At 43.6% G+C, this 19,150-nt stretch carries 12 protein-coding genes and 1 pseudogene; 7 read left to right on the top strand and 6 right to left on the bottom strand.

Going from position 1 to position 19,150, the window contains the following annotated elements; all coding sequences use genetic code 11:
• Position 1: 1 nt before the first annotated feature.
• Entirely contained in the window at positions 2-1,564 is a 1,563-nt protein-coding gene (locus tag OCU35_RS16655; protein ID WP_261825980.1) for a hydantoinase/oxoprolinase family protein, read from the top strand.
• Between the two features lie 318 nt (positions 1,565-1,882).
• Positions 1,883-2,638, top strand: a complete 756-nt coding sequence (locus OCU35_RS16650; protein WP_065599222.1) for an SDR family NAD(P)-dependent oxidoreductase — start codon at positions 1,883-1,885, stop codon at positions 2,636-2,638.
• 143 nt (positions 2,639-2,781) lie between these two features.
• On the opposite strand, the gene OCU35_RS16645 is transcribed toward OCU35_RS16650, so the two are convergent.
• Together OCU35_RS16645 and OCU35_RS16640 are read right to left on the bottom strand one after the other, a co-directional pair.
• Entirely contained in the window at positions 2,782-3,810 is a 1,029-nt protein-coding gene (locus tag OCU35_RS16645) for a response regulator (RefSeq protein WP_102430976.1), read from the bottom strand.
• 7 nt (positions 3,811-3,817) lie between these two features.
• Positions 3,818-7,699, bottom strand: a complete 3,882-nt coding sequence (locus tag OCU35_RS16640; protein ID WP_261825979.1) for an ATP-binding protein — start codon at positions 7,697-7,699, stop codon at positions 3,818-3,820.
• A gap of 123 nt (positions 7,700-7,822) precedes the next feature.
• On the opposite strand from OCU35_RS16640, the gene OCU35_RS16635 reads away from it, so the two are divergent.
• Positions 7,823-8,728 (top strand): type 2 periplasmic-binding domain-containing protein, encoded by a 906-nt coding sequence (locus OCU35_RS16635; protein ID WP_261825978.1) that lies wholly within the window; start codon positions 7,823-7,825, stop codon positions 8,726-8,728.
• A gap of 228 nt (positions 8,729-8,956) precedes the next feature.
• The gene (locus OCU35_RS16630) at positions 8,957-10,096 is read left to right on the top strand and encodes a hypothetical protein (RefSeq protein ID WP_261825977.1); all 1,140 of its coding nucleotides are present in this window, start codon (positions 8,957-8,959) and stop codon (positions 10,094-10,096) included.
• A gap of 129 nt (positions 10,097-10,225) precedes the next feature.
• Here the strand turns inward: OCU35_RS16630 and OCU35_RS16625 are convergent, their stop codons facing one another.
• The 3 genes from OCU35_RS16625 to OCU35_RS16615 form a co-directional block, all read right to left on the bottom strand.
• The gene (locus OCU35_RS16625) at positions 10,226-11,791 is read right to left on the bottom strand and encodes a polysaccharide lyase family 7 protein (RefSeq protein WP_261825976.1); all 1,566 of its coding nucleotides are present in this window, start codon (positions 11,789-11,791) and stop codon (positions 10,226-10,228) included.
• A gap of 226 nt (positions 11,792-12,017) precedes the next feature.
• Positions 12,018-13,778 carry a polysaccharide lyase family 7 protein gene (locus OCU35_RS16620; RefSeq protein WP_261826561.1) on the bottom strand — a complete coding sequence of 587 codons (1,761 nt, stop codon included), beginning with the start codon at positions 13,776-13,778 and terminating at the stop codon, positions 12,018-12,020.
• A 186-nt stretch (positions 13,779-13,964) separates the two neighbouring features.
• On the bottom strand, positions 13,965-14,345 hold the full coding sequence (locus OCU35_RS16615) for a DUF2750 domain-containing protein (RefSeq protein ID WP_017030099.1): 381 nt from the start codon (positions 14,343-14,345) through the stop codon (positions 13,965-13,967).
• Between the two features lie 249 nt (positions 14,346-14,594).
• Here OCU35_RS16615 and dkgB point away from each other — a divergent pair, with 249 nt between their 5' ends.
• The 3 genes and pseudogenes from dkgB to OCU35_RS16600 form a co-directional block, all read left to right on the top strand.
• Positions 14,595-15,398 (top strand): 2,5-didehydrogluconate reductase DkgB, encoded by an 804-nt coding sequence (gene dkgB / locus OCU35_RS16610; RefSeq protein WP_261825975.1) that lies wholly within the window; start codon positions 14,595-14,597, stop codon positions 15,396-15,398.
• A gap of 143 nt (positions 15,399-15,541) precedes the next feature.
• On the top strand, positions 15,542-16,411 hold the full coding sequence (locus OCU35_RS16605) for an endonuclease/exonuclease/phosphatase family protein (protein ID WP_261825974.1): 870 nt from the start codon (positions 15,542-15,544) through the stop codon (positions 16,409-16,411).
• 372 nt (positions 16,412-16,783) lie between these two features.
• Positions 16,784-17,626: pseudogene (locus OCU35_RS16600) on the top strand (polysaccharide lyase family 7 protein); the annotation flags it as partial.
• Between the two features lie 71 nt (positions 17,627-17,697).
• Here the strand turns inward: OCU35_RS16600 and OCU35_RS16595 are convergent.
• Complete coding sequence (locus OCU35_RS16595; RefSeq protein WP_261825973.1) at positions 17,698-19,149, bottom strand: efflux transporter outer membrane subunit; 1,452 nt, start codon at positions 19,147-19,149, stop codon at positions 17,698-17,700.
• Position 19,150 lies beyond the last annotated feature (1 nt).

Genomic DNA, 19,150 nt, shown 5'->3' with positions numbered 1-19,150 from the left:
TATGCAGGATCAAGTTTTTCGTTTAGGTATTGATGTTGGCGGAACCAACACCGATGGTGTCTTACTCGACAATGCCTTGAACTGTGTTGCAAAGGTAAAGGTAGCCACCTCTGAGGATATCTTTACGGGTATCGATGGCGCAATTACGGCGCTGCTCAATCAAAGTGGTATCAAAGGTAGCCAAGTACAACACGCTATGTTGGGTACAACCCAATGTACTAACGCTATTGTAGAGAAAAAGGCGCTTGATCGCGTTGGTATGATTCGCCTTGCTCTGCCAAGCGGAAGCAGTGTTCCACCTTTGTGTGGTTGGAGCCAATCTTGGCAGGAATTGCTAGGTGAACACTTCTATGAAGCACACGGCGGTTATGAATACGACGGCAAATTGATTGCCGATATTCAAGAGCAAGAGATCCGCTCCCTTTGCCAGAAAATGAAAGGCAACGTGGACTCTATCGCTATCTGTGGCGTGTTTTCTCCCGTCAATGGTGATCAAGAGAAACAAGTCGCGCAGTGGGTTGCTGAAGAGTTAGAGGGCGTGAAAATCTCTCTATCTCACCAGGTGGGTAGCCTAGGCATACTTGAGCGCGAAAATGCGACCATTTTGAATGCAGCCCTGCAAGGAACTGCGCAACGATTTGTGCAAGGCTTTTGCCATGCACTAGAGAGTCACCGAATCTTAGCCACGCCTTATTTTGGACAAAACGACGGCACCTTGATGTCGCAAGAGTTTGCACTCAAGTATCCGATTCTTACTGTGGCATGTGGTCCAACGAACTCTATTCGTGGTGCGAGTCATTTATCTAAACTATCAGACGCCATAGTGGTTGATGTGGGCGGTACCACGTCCGACATTGGCGCTTTGGTTCACGGATATCCTCGTGAGTCGAGCATTGCTGTGGAACTGGGTGAGGTTCGCACGAACTTCCGCATGCCGGATATTTTGGCTCTTGCCATTGGTGGCGGCACCATAGTAAGAGAACAGAATAATGGCTTTAAGCTAGGACCGGATAGTGTTGGGCATAAGCTGCTTTCTGAAGGGAAAAGCTTCTCGGGTGACACTCTTACCCTAACCGATGTTGCTTTAACGCTGAATCATATGGATTGGCACAATGCTGAGCAAATTCAGCCTGTGGATCTTAGTGAGACTGACGCAACCACTATCTATACACAAATGGTGCGAGATGTAGAAGAGGGCATTGATAAAATGAAAACCTCATCGGCTTCTGTTCCTGTCATCTTGGTGGGTGGCGGTAGTGCACTGATGCCTGATCATTTTGAGGGTGTGAGTGAGGTTGTGCGTCCAGAGCATTATGAAGTGGCCAATGCAATTGGCGTTGCTCTTGGAGAAATCTCAGGTCAGTTCGACAAGATAGTGCCTATCGTTCCAGAAAAACGCGTGGAAACCATGAAGAAGCTCGAAGAGCAAGCCAAGCAAGCGGCTGTCGATGCTGGCGCATGCGCTGAAAGTGTGGCTGTGATTGAGCGAAGTGAAATTCCGCTTAGTTATCTTCAAGGCAACATGGTGCATGTGAAGATCAAAGCTGCGGGGAAGATTGCTTAACACCTTTAATAAAGTGGCTGAACTCTGCTCTGAGTTTGGCCACTCTTTTTCTCACTCTTCTATTCGTTTAACCTCCTATCCGTTTCAGTTTCTATTTCCCTCAAACGTATCGAATAAATGCCAATACTGAGCTTATGCCTGAGGTATTGTGATCTGGCGCACGGACGTATCTAAAACTTACAGTTCCATTAAAAGCCTTATTGTATTACAATTAAAAAAGTTGCTAGAAATATCCGTCTTTTTGGTATTGAAACATGCCAATAAAGCCGATTTCAACATTTCTAGTGAAGACTCAATTAATTCAAAGAGAACATCATTATGTCTAACAAAGTAGCATTTATCTCTGGCGCAACTGGTGGCATCGGCTTCCAAGTTGCTAAACGTCTTGGTCAAGATGGTTACACTGTAGTTCTTAACGGTATCGAAGATTCTAAAGGCGCTGAGCGTCTAGCTGAGCTTAAAGAAGCAGGTATCGAAGCAGAATACTACGGTTTTGACGTAACTGATGAGCACGCTGTAACAGCTAACATCACTGCTATCGGCGAAAAATACGGCAAAATCGACGTTGTAGTGAACAACGCTGGTGGCCTAGGTGGTCGTAGCCCAATCGAAGGCATGGAAACTGATTTCTTCCGTAAAGTAATGGCTCTTAACCTAGATAGCGCATTCTTCGTATCTCGCGCTGCTATCCCATTCCTTAAGAAGTCTGACAACGCGTCAATCATCAACTTCACTTCGAATGCAGCTTGGAACGCAGGCGGCCCAGGTGCTGGTATCTACGGTACTTCTAAAGCAGCAGTTCACACGCTAACTCGTGCTTTAGCTAAAGAACTAGCTCCAGCCAACATCCGTGTTAACGCTGTATCTCCTGGTACTATCGATACTCCGTTCCACGCACAAATCAAAGAATCTAAGCCAGAAGTATTCGCTTCTTGGGCTAACAGCATCATGCTTGGTCGTCTTGGCCAACCAGAAGAAGTTGCATCTGCAATTTCTTTCCTAGTAAGCAAAGATGCTTCGTTCATCACTGCTGAAACGCTACAAATCGGTGGTGGTCAAGCTCTAGGTATCTAGTACCTAATACCTAATACCTAATACCTAATGCCTGAGTAAAACTAATTTTGGTTTTACGGCTTAGACGAAACTGAAAACGGCAGATCTCGAAAGAGGTTTGCCGTTTTGTTTTTCAGTACCAAAATGTTAGCGAGAAAATAAAGTTACAGGTCCGAAAGACGTTCTTTAATCTCGAGTATTTCCTGCTTGTGTTCTAGGAATATATCGACCAATTTTGGGTCAAAATGCTCGCCTTTTTCATCGATGAGTAGTTGAAAGGCATCTTCTGTATCCCATGCTTTTTTATAAGGGCGAGGGGAGGTGAGTGCGTCGAACACATCGGCTATGGCGGAAATTCGGCCTACCAGTGGAATATCTTCACCAGCAATTCCGGCTGGGTATCCTTTGCCGTTGAACTTTTCGTGATGGGTCATGGCGACTGTGTGAGCAAGTTGCAATACCGAAGAATTATTCGAGCCAAAAAGAATTTCACCGCCGATGTTGACGTGTGTCTTCATGACCTCCCATTCTTCTGAGGTTAGCTTATCGTCTTTCAGCAATATGCCATCAGGAATGCCTATCTTACCTATGTCGTGCATAGGCGCCGCGTCACGCAGAAGATCGGCGTCAGCTTCGTTCATTCCTGTAGCAATAGCCAACAGGTGGCAATAGTGTGCCATGCGCTGTACGTGTAAACCGGTTTCGTTGTCTTTGTATTCTGCAGCGCGTCCAAGACGCTGAATGACTTCGAGTTTGGTTTGATTTATCTCATCAGTTTGCTCTTTAACCTTTAGATAAAGTTCGCGGTTTTGATTGGCAAGCGCTAGGTGAGTTTTAACTCTTTGTATGGCAATCAAAGGAGTAATGGGCTTGGTAATGTAATCAACAGCGCCAAGTTGAAAGCCTTTGATTTCATCCTCTGCCGTGATTTTGGCCGTCACAAAAATGATCGGAATATGCTCAGTGTTGGGCTGACTTTTTAAGATACTGCATACCTCATAGCCATCCATTTCTGGCATCATAATATCGAGTAAAATGATGTCTGGAGCGGGAGTCATTTGCGCTATTTTGATCGCGAGTTTGCCGCTGTTCGCTACTTTGATTCGATACTTGTCTTGAAAGGTACCCGCAAGAACGTCGATATTTGCAGGAGTATCGTCAACAATCAAAATCGTTTGTCTATTGTCTGCCATAGTGCTTTTATTCCTTTATCAAATCTTTCAATAGCTTCGCCGCATCTTCGTAATCGAAGTTGGACATCGCTTGCTTAACCGCTTCTAGTTGCTGACGCGTAGTGCTGTCTAGTGACATGGCAAGTAATGATTCTAGTATCCCTTGCGCTTCAAATTCATAGGCTTCAATTGCGTTGAGCAAATCAAGCAGCTGATTTTCTATATCCTTTTTAAGAACGACATCGCCGGACGGAATATCAACGGCGTTTTCTGTCGTTGTTTTCGTGCTATCGAGATAACTCCTCGCTAGCTCTGTGGTTTCGGCTAGTTCTGCTTCAAGTAATGTTGCCTGCTGTCTAAGGTAATCTGTATCTATTGATTGTGACTGCAGATGAGCCTCTATTGCTCCTGCTATTGTCGAAACGCTTGGCATACCTAGGCTTGCCGCTAGGCCTTTTAATGTATGGGCGGTGATTTCAACGGCGGAGTAAGTAGCTGAGTCTATGCTGTGGCTCATTGTTGACAACTGCTCTGGAGCTGAGTCGAGAAATTTGCTTAAAAGCTTTGTATACAGTTTTTGGTTTCCATTGACTGTGCCCAACCCCAAGTTTGCATCGAACTGCTCTGAGGCATTTGCTACTGAGAGCGACAAAGCAGAATCATCATGCTTAACGGTTTGTGAATCTAGGTATCTGCTTAGCATTGACTGCAATTTATCTAAATCAATGGGCTTGCCGATATGGTCATCAAATCCAGAATCTTTGGCACGCTGAATATCTTCATCCATGACGTTTGCTGTCATGGCGACAATAGGTGTTGGATAACCGGATTTTTTAAGAATAGAGGTCGCTTGGTAGCCGTCCATGACCGGCATTTGGATATCCATCAACACCAGGTCGTATTCGTTATCCTTCGCTTTATCTATGGCCTGTTGACCATTGACCGCAATATCGATGGAAACTTCAAATGGCTCTAATATCCCTACCGCAAGCTCTTGGTTAATGTCATTATCTTCAACCAATAGTATGCGGGCGTTGGGGAAGATAAGTTTAGAGCGTTCTTTTTCTAGTCTTGGTTCATGAAACGCGGATATTTCGAACACTGCATCATAGATCTCGTGAGGCAAAGAAGGGTTAGAGACACATCGCCATCCTGCATTGAGGAATTCTTCCACTCGAGTATCTTGATCGGTTGAGACAACAACGTTGAGGTTTAGTCGATTAGCGAACTGCTTAAGATCATGAACGTTTTCCGCACAGGCTTTATCAACGGTAAGTAGCGTATTACGTTCTTTTTCATCGATGCCATGTTCTATTTCTTGAATAGTGTCGAAGAAAGATACCTTGGTACTCAAAGCGGAAAATGCCGACTGTATTAGCTCGTTAGATAGGGCGTTTTCACTTTGAATCCAAAGGCGATAGTCAGAGTGTTGTTTGATGGTCTCTTGCCATTGGCCTTTGTGGGTTAGGTCGATGCCTAGGGCAACGTCAAAGTAAAAGGTGCTGCCGACATCGAGTTCGCTCTCTAGCTGTAGTGATCCCCCCATTTTTTCCACAAGCTGCTTTGATATCGACAGACCAAGACCGGTTCCACCAAAATTACGGGTAGTGGATGCATCCGCTTGGTGGAATGATTGGAACAACCTAGATTTTTGTTCTTCACTGATGCCAATACCAGAGTCGACGACGCTGAACCTGAGCTGTTGCTGATTATCGAAACTCTCTAATAGTTGAACTTTGACTACTACTGAACCTGCTTGCGTAAACTTAATAGCATTACCGGTGAGGTTCAGCAGTATTTGAAACAAACGGGTGTCATCTGAGATTAAATGGCGTTCTACGTTAAAATCTATCTCGAAGTATAATCGAATGGACTTCTCTGTGGCTTTAATGGTGCAAATGTCAGCGAGTCTTCTCATGCATTGTTCAAGAGAGAATGACTGCTGGTCGAGTTCAAGCTTGCCAGCTTCTATCTTTGATAAGTCTAAAATGTCGTTGATGAGATTGAGAAGGGTAGAAGAAGACTGTTCTACTTTGTTCAAGTATCTGGCAACTGTTGGCTCTTGATTTCGTGTCAGCGCCAGATGAGTCATGCCTATGATGGCATTCATAGGCGTGCGAATCTCATGGCTCATATTGGCAAGGAATTGACTCTTTGATTGGTTAGCTTGTTTTTCCTGCTCACGCGATTGTTCTAGCATAGTAGTCAGCTCGATCATATCACTGACATCATACGCCCAGAATAAAATCGCTTCTTTATCATTAAAATGAGTTCGGTAGTAACTGACTCTCCCAGTAAAGCGCTCACCATTTTGCTTACATAGCTCCATTTCCTTATCAATAACAGCACCTTTCGCGACAAGCTCTTCATATACTTTGGTGCGATCATCGGGTGAACTGTATATCTTTGAAACGTCATAGCTATTAATTTCTTGTTTTGAAATCTTAAATAGCTCTAGTGCTCTTGGGTTTGTATAAGCAGGACGGCTCTCTTGAATTATTGCGACTGCAATGGGGGAAGACTCCAATATCTGCATTAACTCTTGTTGCTTGTTATTGAGCTCTTGCGTTCGTAGGTTGATTTGTTCTTCCAGTTCAGCATTGGATTTGTTCATTATTTCATAAGAACGGGTGCCAACTTTAAGTAGAAAAACAGAAACGGAAATGATCAAGCCAATTGAAATGAGTAAGAAGGCGATTAAAACAAAACGAGTGGTTCGGTAGACGCTAAAGACTTCGTTTAGTGTTATTTCAGCCACTATGGCGAAACCATACTGTGGTAGCCATCGAACGGAAGTTAACATTTCTTGATTTTGAAGAGTGACCAGGTTTTCAAAATTTGCGTCATTCACTTCTGGGTTGGATTTTAGCTTGCTGATGGTGCTTAGAAGTGTCGCAGAGACTTTCTTCGATAATATCTCGTCGTACTTTGTTGTCGAAGATTGTGAGCGACTATTAGATATAATGTAGCCCTTACTATCGACTCCAAATACGCGCCCTGTTTGACCTATCTTGGCAGCGCGAAAATTTCGGGTAAACCCTTTACTAGGGTCTATTTTGAGAGAAAAAATAGCGAAAATGCCCTGATTCTCGTCTTTGATAGGATAGAGCAAGAACATAGACGAGGCTTTGTCGTTGTCAGACACATCCTGTGAGGCTTCGTCACTTCGTATTGGTGGCAGCAGAACAATCTCGCCTTGCCACGCTCTGTTTAAGTACTCAACCGACGTCGTTTCTAACTCGCTTTTTCGACCGACATATTCATCATTTGTAGACGCAAGGTTAAGGTTGTTTTGCCCAATAATGGTGAATCCAGCGGTGGAGGTTAGGCTAATGCGGCTCTTAACGTGTCGTCTTATGCGCTTTTGGATAGGAGAGTTGAGAATGATCTCGGCTTTTTCATCAGCAGGAAAGTCGAGGCTGGAAATGTCATCCAATAGTTGGGCTAACACAATAAAGTCTTCATCGATAAGGAGCTTTATGTTGGTCGACTTTTCTCCTAACCATTCTTGAAGGATTATCTCGATACCGTTTTGTGCAAGGTCTAATCGTCCGTTGTATGAATTTAAGGTATTCGCTTTTTCGGTCTGTAACACAACGACTATGCCAAGAACCATAGTGGTACATACACTGAGTACGAATACAGCAAAAAATCGCTTACTTTTTCTCTGACCAAAAAAACTCTCATACTTTTTACGAAAAATGCGAATAAAGATAGAGAGCACTAGTAGCACCATTGTGATGAGCAGTATGCCCAAGCCAATTTCAACGACAGGATTGATGGTGGGGTTAGAAATAGTACTCCCAGTTAATGAGTTCGCGTGTACAGATGCACTCAAGAGTAAGCCCCCGAATAGCGGTACAGAATGGGTGAATACTTTACTAAGAAACCGACCGATTAGTCCTTTCATCAGTGTTTTGAATCCTTCATGTTTTGTACTAGGCGATCGTCAGTGATTGCGGATAAGATATTGACTTAAATACAAAAGGTTACCAATATGTTATAGCACCTTTAAACTATATCGAATAGAAAAATGCCAAGACTTCGTCTGTTACCTATCATTTTTGCCCTGTCTAGTCTGTCACTAGCGCCTGTAAGCACCGCAACAGATGACATTCAAACTATAAAAATGACACCAAAGCAGTCAGAAGAAGATGTTTCTCATGACTATTTAGTTCAGCTTGTTGCTAGATCAACGCAATTGGCCGAAGAGCACTTTGGACCTAGCAAAATAGAGTTTATGCCTATCATGCTAAGCCAAGATCGTGTTCTACAGCTGTTGGGTATTGGTGGTGTACTAGACATAGTATCTTCTGCGCCAACGGCAAAGAGAGAAGCATCATTTCTTTCAGTAAAAGTACCGATATTTATGGGTTTATTAGGATATCGGATGATGATCATTTCTCCTGAGAAAGTGGCAACGTTTGAGGGGATTACTACCGAAGAGCAGTTAAAAAACTTAATCGCTTGTCAGGGAACGGCTTGGCCTGATGCTGATATTCTCGAAGATAGTGGCTACAAGGTGCTGCGAGTGGATAAGTTCGAGCAGATGTTTGAAAAGCTGCATGATGGCGGATGTGATTACTTCCCAAGAGGGATCACTGAAGGCTATGGAGAGTTAGAGTATTACAACGAAAATAATCCAGATAAACCATTGGCTAAATTTGATTCGATACTGATTCACTATCAGGTTCCATTACTGTTTTATACTAGCCACAGTAACTATGAACTCGCTGCGAAAATGCAATATGGCCTAGAAAAAATGGTGGAAAACGGTGAATTGGAGGCTTTGTTAAAAACCCATCCTGTTACTCAATCTGCTTTTCCATTGTCTAAATGGGAGAGTTCTACGATTTATAGTGTACCGAATACAAGGCTTCCTAAATCGGTTCCAACATTCAAAAAAGAGCTTTGGCTGGAGTTGAATTCTCAGCCTTAACGTTGCCGATCGTTTATGTTGAAGTTTTAAATACGATAGCTAGAAACCATTTCAATAACACAAATTGAGTATTCTTTGCTCGGTTAAGTTTCTGTTTGTAAATGACTTTATGTATGTAATTCCTCATTACCCCCACTAGCAGCACTCTTGCCTCTGGCTGACAGGTGCATGACATTGATTGCATGCCCTGGCGATATCTTCTGCTCAAAATAAAACGCAGGATACGTAATGAAGATAACAAAGCTAGTTTTACCTCTATTTATGGGATTCGCTCTTGTCGGTTGTAACTCCGATAGTGACGAAAGCAATTCTCCAACGCCGACGCAAACAACGCTTAACTTAGCGGTGATCAATCAACTGGATTCCACTGTAGTTGAAAGTGAAGATGCATCTCTTTTGAATGCTGACTCGACCTGTAACCACGGCAAATGCTTGACCGATGTTGATGAAGCGGTGATCGCGTTTAACTATGTGTTCCTGAAACGAGTAGATGGCAGCAGTGGTGATGTGACTTGCGATCAAACGGGTGAGTGTGAAACTTATCATGTGACCTTTGAGCATGAGGCAAATGAGCTTCGAATGATTGATGTTATGAATGCAAACGGCAGTGATGCGGCACCTTTGTTCCAAGACCTAAGATTATCTCCGGGTGACTACCAAATGTGCCTGTATATCAACGGTCAACACCAAGGTGGTGGTCAGGTTGATATCGACTATGATTCGCACGTTCGCGATATCGATGGCAGTTACTTATATCTTTCTACTCCTAGTCAAGGTTCTTGTGCTGGTGCAAAACCGCCACAAAACGCTCGTCCAACAGGTCGACTAGTGAGTAAGACATTCACTGTGCAGAAGGGGTATAACAACCTAGCGGTTTGGTTCAATCTTGAAGATACCCTTCGCTACAACAAGAATCATGATTGGAGATTCTTAAGCAATAAGAACTTTGAAATAGTTCATATTGATGACATCCCGCCTCGCTTAGGTCATATCAATGGCACAATTGACATAGATTCGATTCAAAGCGTATGTCATGAAAACAGCTACGATGCGGTAGATTCTGTGTATTTGTATCGCGGTGCCACTGAGCAACAGCAAATGCTTGGCTTTCATACCCTTCGCGAAGGAATAGAAGGTGAGCGTCGTCCAAAAGAGGGCGCTCCAATTGCTGTTCCTTTGATTGCTGATCCATCTGGTCTAAAAGGGCAGTTTGCGTTTGAGAGTGTGTATGCAGACGAATATGCAGTTGGGTACACTTGTACTGCGCAACATGATACAGAAGCGACAAATGGATCTGGTTTTGAAATTTACAAGTCCATTAATAACATTATTGTTGAGCCTGGCCGCACAACAAGGGTTGAGTTTTAGATAGCAATAGCTTGATTATTGGCAAAGATAAGGTCGCGAAAGCGACCTTTTTCATTTTAATTATTCAAGTCTGCTAGAACGAAAAAAGCCTCACTCAAAGAGTGAGGCTTTCAATAGATTGCTTACAAGTTACTTAGCTGTGTAAGTATCGTGAGATACGTCTAGCTGGTAGAAAGTTGCTTGTGAGTAGTCGTCTAGGTCGCCAGAGATGTTTTGGTTGTAAACACCCGCTTTGAAGTACATGTACTTGCCGCCAACGTCGTAGCCACTGTCGCTCATGTCTACAACTTGAACTACGTCGTCGTGACCTTCACGCATTAGAGACACAGTCATAGTGTTGCCTTTAACTTCAATGCGGTAGCTAAATTTCTCGCCAAGTGCGATACCATCTTCGCCAACTTCAGCAGTCAAGTCGCCCACTAGAGGATAGAAATCTTCTTTAGTTGCGTCTTGGCTTTCGTGTGCAAAGTAAACAGCACCTGTCGCTTGGTTAGGCAGTTTACGGTAGTACAGACGAATTGGCTCATCGTTTTGGTCGTGAATCTGACCGATGATAAAGCGACCTACTTCGTTCGCGTTACCCGTAGTTGTTGCGTGGTCGATTTTCAACGTTGCTTCTAGAACGCCGTCAATACCAGCAGCTGCTTTTAGGTCTGATTCAGGAGCGCTTGAGAATACCCAGTTGTTCTTGTTAACACCTTTAGTGCTAATAGACTGGTCGCCACGGCGCATCATTTCACGAAGCTCTGTACGTGCGTACTTAGTGTTTTTAGAGGTACGAACACCTTTCACATAAGACTTAAATACTAGGCCGCCGTCGTCAGCAGTGTAGAAGATTTCTGGGTGTTGGTAACCGTTTGCAAGGTTCCACTCAGAAACGTCATCTGGCTTGCCATTTTTGTCATGATCGAATGGTTGAGATAGGTACCAATGCGTCATGTCAAAGTTTTCGCTTGGTGCGTTACCTGCAAGTGGAGTTGCTGGTAGACCCGTTACTGCTGGTAGTGGGCTACGAGTGTCACATTTTACTGTAGTATCACAAGGGTAAACTGCGGCTACACCGAAGTCACCAGAACGTAGGTCTTTGCGCGCCTCTTTAAGTGCTTTTTCTGCCGCTTTCATTTCAGCGATCATTACGGCTTCTGCAGCTACAACGTCTGAAGTGATGATGTGGCTAGCAGGACAAGCGTTAACGTTACAGTTAACAGCTGCTAGTTCAGTGACACTGTTCCAACCGCTTTTCGTGTTACCGTGACCAACGTATTTTACGTAACGAGCTTTAACTGCAGGCTCAAACTGGAAACGCTCAAGGCCGAGGGCTTCACCTGAGCTCATTTGGTCTGCAAGTACAGTCGTCCACGTTTCACCATCTTCACTTACTTGAATATCAAATTTAGATTGACGCTCATTACCTTTGCTAAATGCCGCTTGAACAGCGTCGAATTCTTGTACTGAACCGTAGTCCAACACTGCCCACTCGCCGTCACCAGCTGAAGACCAACGCGTAGTTAGATCTTGGTCGAAAAGGCGATCAGGGCCATTACCATCGTGGCTGCTTGCTGTAATAGCAACGGGTGTAAGAAGAGCTTCGCCCGTCTCTTTGTTGTTGTCGAACTGTGGAACTGAAGTAGAAGTACAGCCAACAGCTAGTAATACAGAAGTAGCTAATAAGCTTTTTAGATATATATGTTTCATTTATCCATTCACCTAATGTTGTGAAAACCAACAATGTAATTTGTAATATAAAAAGAAATTTGAATCGTTTTTTTGATGAAGAAGGCTTAGCTATCCTTGCTTCTACATCGCCTGATGCCTTTTAGAACTTGATTGCTCAATGCATTTACAAATTAAGAATACATATTTTAATAATACAAATGTAAATAAATATTTGTAAATGCGATCAAGGTCTAATTCAGATTCTCTAATAGTGATCTATGTTCAAAGAACTGAAGCTAACGTCGAAAATTTGCCCAGGATATTCAGGTTTAAACTGAGGATAGATTCCTGCTTTGAAGTAAAAAGCGATATCTGGAGAGGCCCAATCTGAGGATAAAACCACAGTGTCGCCATCTTTATCGGTGTAGTTTTGACCCCAAGGTATTGAGTGCGCGACTCGGTTACTGCCATCAGTGTCATAGGTAGCAAGGTAGATACCATCTTCATCGGCACGAATGGTATAACTCCATTCCTCACCAGCAGCATAGATGCCTAATTCAACGCTAAATGGCTCACAGTGACCACAGTCTTGGTTATTGATTTCGTAATCATCATTTAGGATGACTCGAACGGGTCTGCTATCGCCTTCCCAAAGCAGCTTAACTAGCGCTTGATTGATCTTCCAACCATGTATCTGACCTAAAACCACTTTTGGTTGACTGATGTTTGGGTGCTGTTCGACTTTAAGAGTTGCGTTTAATGTATGAGTAGAATCACCCGTTCTTGAATCGTCTAGATACCAGCTAGTGTCTTCATCACTGGTGCTACAATCAGGGTTATTGTTACTAATAAACAGTTCTCTAAGCTCTGAGCGGATGTAGTTGGAGTTGGCGGTAGATGAACCGTAACCCATGTCAGCTCTAAAGTGCATTCGCCCATCTTCTACACTGAAGTAGGTGGTATTGTTGTCTGGGTCTTTATCTATGACGTCTTCATCGTTTGCCAGTGTATCCTTGTCTGAATAACCACAGCGTTCTGGAGTAAGCTCAGCTGCACTATCACCGCCAGAGAAATAGTAATCATCTTTGCTCGCAGGAATAGTGAGCTTCCAGCTATCAATATCCCAATCGTAAGCAGTGTTTGAATCGCCCGTTAGAACTTTGAGTGCTCGGAAGTGAGCTTCTGATTCACCATTTTCAAATTGGTTGTACACGCCCGCTTTAAAGTAGCTCAGTAAGTGTTCCCAGTAAGCGATATTCAGATCAGCTTTGACAATGTCATTCACTTCAATGGATAGGTTATTTTCTTGAACGATTAATTCAAACTTAGTGAATGCATCTGTATCGGCTTCGCCAAGATCGTATCGGTCGTAGGCATTCTGACACTCTGCAGAATCTGGGTCAGAACCGTCACCCTTACAATCTACGGCGTTATTTTTTACAACCGCCCAGTAGTGACCGTATTTACCGTCACGCTCAAGTTCGTAGACAACACGCAAAAGCGGGTGAGGGATGTATCCCGTACCATCACTTGACGTTCCCTTATTGTGAATCTGCAAAAACGTAACCTGGTCTCGACTTGAAGAAGAGTCGCTCATGGCATCTTCGATACCTGGCAGTTTCACCTCAGCGAGTAGGGTACGTTTTTCATCTTCAACATTAATATCGAAATTGTCTCTTTCGCGAACTTCATTGCGCATAGAGTAGTTCGACATCTTAAACACAAGATACTGCGTGTTCTCTTGGGCATAAAAGTATTCATCATAGTACCCATAAAAGTTCCCATTGGTCACAACGCTCTCTTTATTGGATGCGCTACCGTAAGGGTCAGACTGCTGTAAGTCTGAATTTGAAAGGATATCTTGATATTTAGTAATACTATAAGGAGCAATTGGATCGCCCGGCTCAACAGGTTCACTCGTGCCGGGGTCTGAGTCATTGGGATTATTGTTATTGCCTGAGCTATCACTGCCTCCACAACCAGTCAGTGCGGTTGCTAGCATCAATGCCAAAATTGATTTATTCATTTCCATGAGAATATCTGTAACAAAAAGTAATAATTAAGAATGTTATTTGTACTATTTTATGTCAATTCGATATCATGGAAACTGTGAGCATATGCACAGAGGTGGTAAGGATATGTGAACGAGATTTTGTTTTGGCATAAAAAAGGCCCATCTTTCGATAGGCCTGATGCTTATAAACTCGTAGGTTTATCTTTGCGATTTTGATTCGCGCTTAACAAGTTCCATCTCGAACTCGTCAGGGTAAAGAACGATGCCTTCACCTTCGTGGTCTGGGAAGACAACCAGAGATAATTCGTCTTCTTCAAGACCATGAGTCCAGCGAGACTTCCATTTGGCTATTGAAATAGGTTCAGCAGTAAAGCCTTCCCATTCACCAGTAGCCCAAAGCAATGCATGTTCTTCTGAAGGCCACACTGGAACGCATTCTTCGTCTTCAGTGTTTAGCATTACACTTCCGTGCTCATCAATTAATAGCCAGATTTTCTTATCGTTTACTGCAGCCTTAAAGAATAAATTAAAGCGCTCTGATGGATCCTTTGGGACATTTGGAGTAGTAGCAGAAGTCATTGCATGCCTTTGATATATAAGTGTGTCCCACACAGTATAACCCTGTGTAATAGCGAGAGCGAGAAGCAAGTCACTTTTTCAGCCATCAATGAATATCAACGCATCACTGAGAGGGTGAACTGAGATTCCTAACGAAGTGGTGCGTACAACTAAAACTCTGAGAGGTCGCGCTAAAAATGTGCGACCTTTTCACTTTCCTTTCTATTTTTCTGCCAGAATCATTCCAGTATCTACTAACTGGAGAAAACCATGAACTCTATACCCCTTCTGGGCGCGGGCACCTACAGACTCAAAGACGGTGCTGGCTATGAATCGGTGAAAACATCACTAGAAGCAGGCTTTCGTCATATCGATACGGCTCAGATTTATGGGAATGAAGAAGAAGTAGGCCAAGCAATTGCCGATTCTTCCATTCCGCGTGAAGATGTCTTTCTGACCACTAAGGTTTGGATAGATAATTTTGCTAAGGAAAAGTTTGCACCTAGCGTTCAAGAAAGCCTTGGAAAGCTGAAGACAGATTACATCGATCTGTTGTTGATTCATTGGCCTCTTAAAGATGATGAAGTGCCAATGGAAGAGTACCTTCCGGAACTAAAAGCGCTAAAAGATTCGGGTTTGGTTCGTCATATTGGCGTGTCTAATTTCACCAATGCGCAGCTTGAAAAAGCCATTGATATCCTAGGTGACGGCGAGATTTATACTAACCAAGTCGAAGTACACCCGTATTTGCAAAATCATAAGGTGGTTGATTTCTGTGAAGCGAACGGCGTGATTGTAACGGGATACATGCCTTTTGCTTACGGTGACGTACTACAAGATAAAACCATTCAAGCCATTGCCAAGGACCATGATGTGAGTCCTGCTCAGGTTGTGCTTGCGTGGATGCGTCAAAACGAGTTCGTGACGATCCCTTCATCAACCAAGAAAGCCAACATTGAGAGCAACTTGCAGTCCGAAAAGGTGACGTTGACTGAGTCTGATATGGAGAAGATCGCTACTCTTGATAGAGATCATCGTCTTGCGAGCCCAACCTTTGCTCCTGACTGGGATTAATTTTTAAAGTGTGAGGCTAAAATTAGATATAATGCCTAGACTGTAAAATAATTGCTATTTTTCATAGGCTTGCTGATATTAAGAAATTGATTCTTTCGCTACTTAGCACTATTCCTATCGCAGTCTGGGGGTGGTGCTATTTTGTGTCCGGCGCATGGTGGGCTGAAAACCTCACCGCTGTTCCCTTTGTTATGCTTGTCGCTTACCTAACTCTGTCGCTGCTTTCAGTGTTTTTAAAAGAGAAGGTGCTGTCAGCGATAAATATTGGTTTTGCACTGCTGTTTTACTCGATCACACCAAACAGTAAGGCGGTAACTCAGGATGCTTGTGGTGACACCGTCACAATTGTTCAATACAATTTAGCCTTTGAAAATACCAACCTAAAACAATTCACGGATTTTTTAGAAAGAACGCAACCTGACTTGGTGGTGATGCAAGAAGTGTCACCTGAACACGGTCAAGCCTTTGCACATTTATCGAATCTCTACCCTCATCGCTATGGCGGACAACCTAAGGTGGGCTATCCATCAAACCAATTAATATTGAGTCGCCACCTACTGTACGGCATGTCGGTATTTCGCACACCAGATGGGCAGAACATCATTCGAGGTATATGGCAACCAAGAGTTGGTGTCGATATAGGGTTGCTCGCAGCGCATCCCCCATCACCACGCACTAAAGCATTGTGGTATCGACGAGATGCGTTAATTCGTACAGCAGAATACTTAGCCAATAGCTCTGCAGTTGAGCGAAATATGGTGATCGGCGATTTTAATCTGTCGTCTTCAAGTCCAACCTATAAAAATGCATTTGTGGGTTATCAATCCCTGCCCGTAGCAAGCTGGAAGGGCATACGATCCGATATTCAGATCCCCGCAATTGCTATGGCTTCAATCGACCACCTTTGGCTAACGAGTGGTGTGAATTCTGATTTCTCTATTTGTGCTCGAGAAGCTCTTAGTGAAGTACAAGGGTCAGATCATGTACCCGTTAAGACACTTTTAGGACTTTAAGCTAAGGAGTGGAAGTTACCTCTTAGTGACTTAAATGCTCTCTAAGGTTTTGGATGAATAGTGCGTATTTTCTAGAGTGACAATTGTGGTATGAATGATCGCTTTTATACTGATTCATCATGTGAATAGGTTGATGAGGTAATTGAAAAATGAACCGAAAATGTGTGATCAACTTCATGTTTGATGGGGTGCATAATCCAATATTTCGGTGCTAATATTCTCATAAATCATACAATACGACATAGAGTTGAATCCTACATGATGAATACTAAGACCCTTAGTCTTGCTACCAGCAAGAAGTTTGCACTTAGCACAGTTGCTACTTTCGCTGCTGCTCTAACCATTAGCGCAGGCGCACAAGCTGAGACAAAAGCACCTTCTGACAAATTTGACCTTCTTGGCTGGACGATTAGTGTCCCAGTTGACTCAAACGGTGACGGCAAGTCAGACCAAATCAAAGAGAATGAGCTGGCTGGTGGCTATTCAGACGCTGACTTCTTTTACCTAGATGAAGATGGCGGTATGGTATTTAAGGCTCCTATTAAAGGCGCTAAAACGTCAAAGAACACTACCTATACTCGCTCGGAACTGCGTGAAATGATGCGTCGTGGTAACACTTATCATAAAACCAAGGGCGTTAATGGTAACAACTGGGTCTTTTCTAGTGCACCTGAAGCAGACCTAAAAGCGGCCGCTGGTGTTGACGGCACTCTAGAAGCAACTTTGAAAGTTGACCATGTCACCACTACCGGTGAAAACTGGCAGGTAGGTCGTGTGATCGTAGGCCAGATCCATGCAAACAACGATGAACCAATTCGTCTTTACTACAGAAAGCTTCCTCAGCATGAAACAGGTTCCATCTACTTTGCACATGAACCACGCGAAGACTTTGGTGATGAAACTTGGCACGACATGATTGGTAACTCACTACCAAACTATTGGAATCAAGACGCGACTCCAGCAGAGCCTAAAGACGGTATCAAGCTTGGTGAAGTGTTTAGCTACCGCATTAACGTAACAGGTAACGAGCTAACGGCGACTATCATGCGTGAAGGTAAAGACGACATCGTTAAAACAGTAGACATGTCTAAGAGTGGCTACGACGAAGGCGGTCAGTACATGTACTTCAAAGCTGGTGTATACAACCAAAACAAATCGGGTAAGCCTGATGATTACGTGCAAGCGACTTTCTACGACTTGAAAGTTACTCACTAATCCAACCATTTTAAACGAAAGCCACTTCAGATAATGAAGTGGCTTTTTTCTTTATAACGGCACTCTCGTTTCTAAGCTTGAGGGGTAGTGCTCCAGTCGCCGCCTAATGCTTTATACACAGCTATTGTGCTGTTAGCCGATTGCAGTTTGGCTGCAACTTGGCGGTCTTGAATAACCCGTTGCTGACGCTGAGCATCTAACACCGATAAGTGGTCAATCAAGCCTGCTTTGTACAGAGATTTCGCCTTTGATACCGCTTTATCGGTCGCTTCTACCGCTTCGCTAAGCTGGGTTTGATTTTGCTGGCTTCGGCCATAAGCGAAGAGAGCAGAGTCAACCTCAGCAAAGGCTGAATCGACAGTATATTGATAGCTCAACGCAGCTGACTTAAAGCGAGCCTCGTTTAACTCAACCATAGCCTTACCTCGGCCACCGTCAAAGACGTTCCAGTTAACGCCTACAGCGCCCATCCAGCCAAATGAATCGCTACTAAAAAGTTCATCGAAGCTGCTTGCCGAAACTCCAGGTGTACCTGTCAGAAAGAACTTTGGATAACGGTTAGCAACGCTTGCTGCAAGTTCTTCGTTCACAGCCGCCATTTCCCGCTCCGCCATTCGAATATCGGGTCTGCGTTTAACCAAATCAGAGGGTAACCCTACAGGAATTAGCGCTGATAGCTCTGGTAGTCCACTGTCGTTTGTCAGCCGAACATCAACTTGTGTGAGAGGCTCTCCCAGTAAAATGGCGAGGCGGTGTTTATGTACTTGTTCAGCGATCTCTAACTGTGGAATAACGGATTCAGTAGCTGCAAGCATAGCCTTTGCTTGGGCGTAATCCATATCTGAACCATAACCGGACTTAACAATTTTCTCTACTAAGATAAGTGTTTGGCGTTGGTCTTCAATATTTTCCATTGCAAGTTTTTTACGCTCTTTTGCACCTAGGTATTGCACATAGTTGTGTACTAAATCTGCCGTTATTAACGTTGTTAGTCCTACTTGAAAAATTTCTGCTTGTTCTGCTCTGATAGAGGCAGCGTTCGCTTGCCTATCAATTCTTCCGAAAAGGTCCAGTTCCCAGTTTATTGATCCCCCAATAAAAACACCATCATGTTGGTTGTCCAGTAGGGTTACTGTACCGCCGTCTGATGTATCAATTGGATTTAATGCAGGCCCCAATAAGGAGCTATTTGAGCTGAGTTGGTAATTATAATAGCCACCCCCAATACTGACAGTTGGCACTTTGAATGACTCGACGGCTTTTTTGTATGAATTTGCCATTTTGATGCGCTCAGCTGCCAGCTGCAATGGAATGTTTTGTTGCTGTACATCGACGATCATTTGATTCAAGGTTGGATCATTGAATTGTTTCCACCAGTATTCCGAATTGACGCTCTCCTCATTACCCGCATATAGGTAGGTTTGAGCGAGTGTTGTTTCAGGCTCCTCATAGTCCGGTCCTACAGCACAGCCTGCAATCAACAAAGCCAGTGAAATGGGAGTCAGTTTTTTTATTAAGTTCATG

Source organism: Vibrio breoganii, from assembly GCF_024346795.1.
Lineage (GTDB): Bacteria > Pseudomonadota > Gammaproteobacteria > Enterobacterales > Vibrionaceae > Vibrio > Vibrio breoganii.
Note: the sequence above shows the minus strand (reverse complement) of the source record. Positions and strands in the feature narration are given on the sequence as shown.

Bases quoted from the DNA above. Each gene is read 5' to 3' on its own strand.
- OCU35_RS16655 (WP_261825980.1), top strand. From the start codon at position 2: ATGCAGGATCAAGTTTTTCGTTTAGGTATTGATGTTGGCGGAACCAAC.
- OCU35_RS16650 (WP_065599222.1), top strand. From the start codon at position 1,883: ATGTCTAACAAAGTAGCATTTATCTCTGGCGCAACTGGTGGCATCGGC.
- OCU35_RS16645 (WP_102430976.1), bottom strand. From the start codon at position 3,810: ATGGCAGACAATAGACAAACGATTTTGATTGTTGACGATACTCCTGCA.
- OCU35_RS16640 (WP_261825979.1), bottom strand. From the start codon at position 7,699: ATGAAAGGACTAATCGGTCGGTTTCTTAGTAAAGTATTCACCCATTCT.
- OCU35_RS16635 (WP_261825978.1), top strand. From the start codon at position 7,823: ATGCCAAGACTTCGTCTGTTACCTATCATTTTTGCCCTGTCTAGTCTG.
- OCU35_RS16630 (WP_261825977.1), top strand. From the start codon at position 8,957: ATGAAGATAACAAAGCTAGTTTTACCTCTATTTATGGGATTCGCTCTT.
- OCU35_RS16625 (WP_261825976.1), bottom strand. From the start codon at position 11,791: ATGAAACATATATATCTAAAAAGCTTATTAGCTACTTCTGTATTACTA.
- OCU35_RS16620 (WP_261826561.1), bottom strand. From the start codon at position 13,778: ATGAATAAATCAATTTTGGCATTGATGCTAGCAACCGCACTGACTGGT.
- OCU35_RS16615 (WP_017030099.1), bottom strand. From the start codon at position 14,345: ATGACTTCTGCTACTACTCCAAATGTCCCAAAGGATCCATCAGAGCGC.
- dkgB (WP_261825975.1), top strand. From the start codon at position 14,595: ATGAACTCTATACCCCTTCTGGGCGCGGGCACCTACAGACTCAAAGAC.
- OCU35_RS16595 (WP_261825973.1), bottom strand. From the start codon at position 19,149: ATGAACTTAATAAAAAAACTGACTCCCATTTCACTGGCTTTGTTGATT.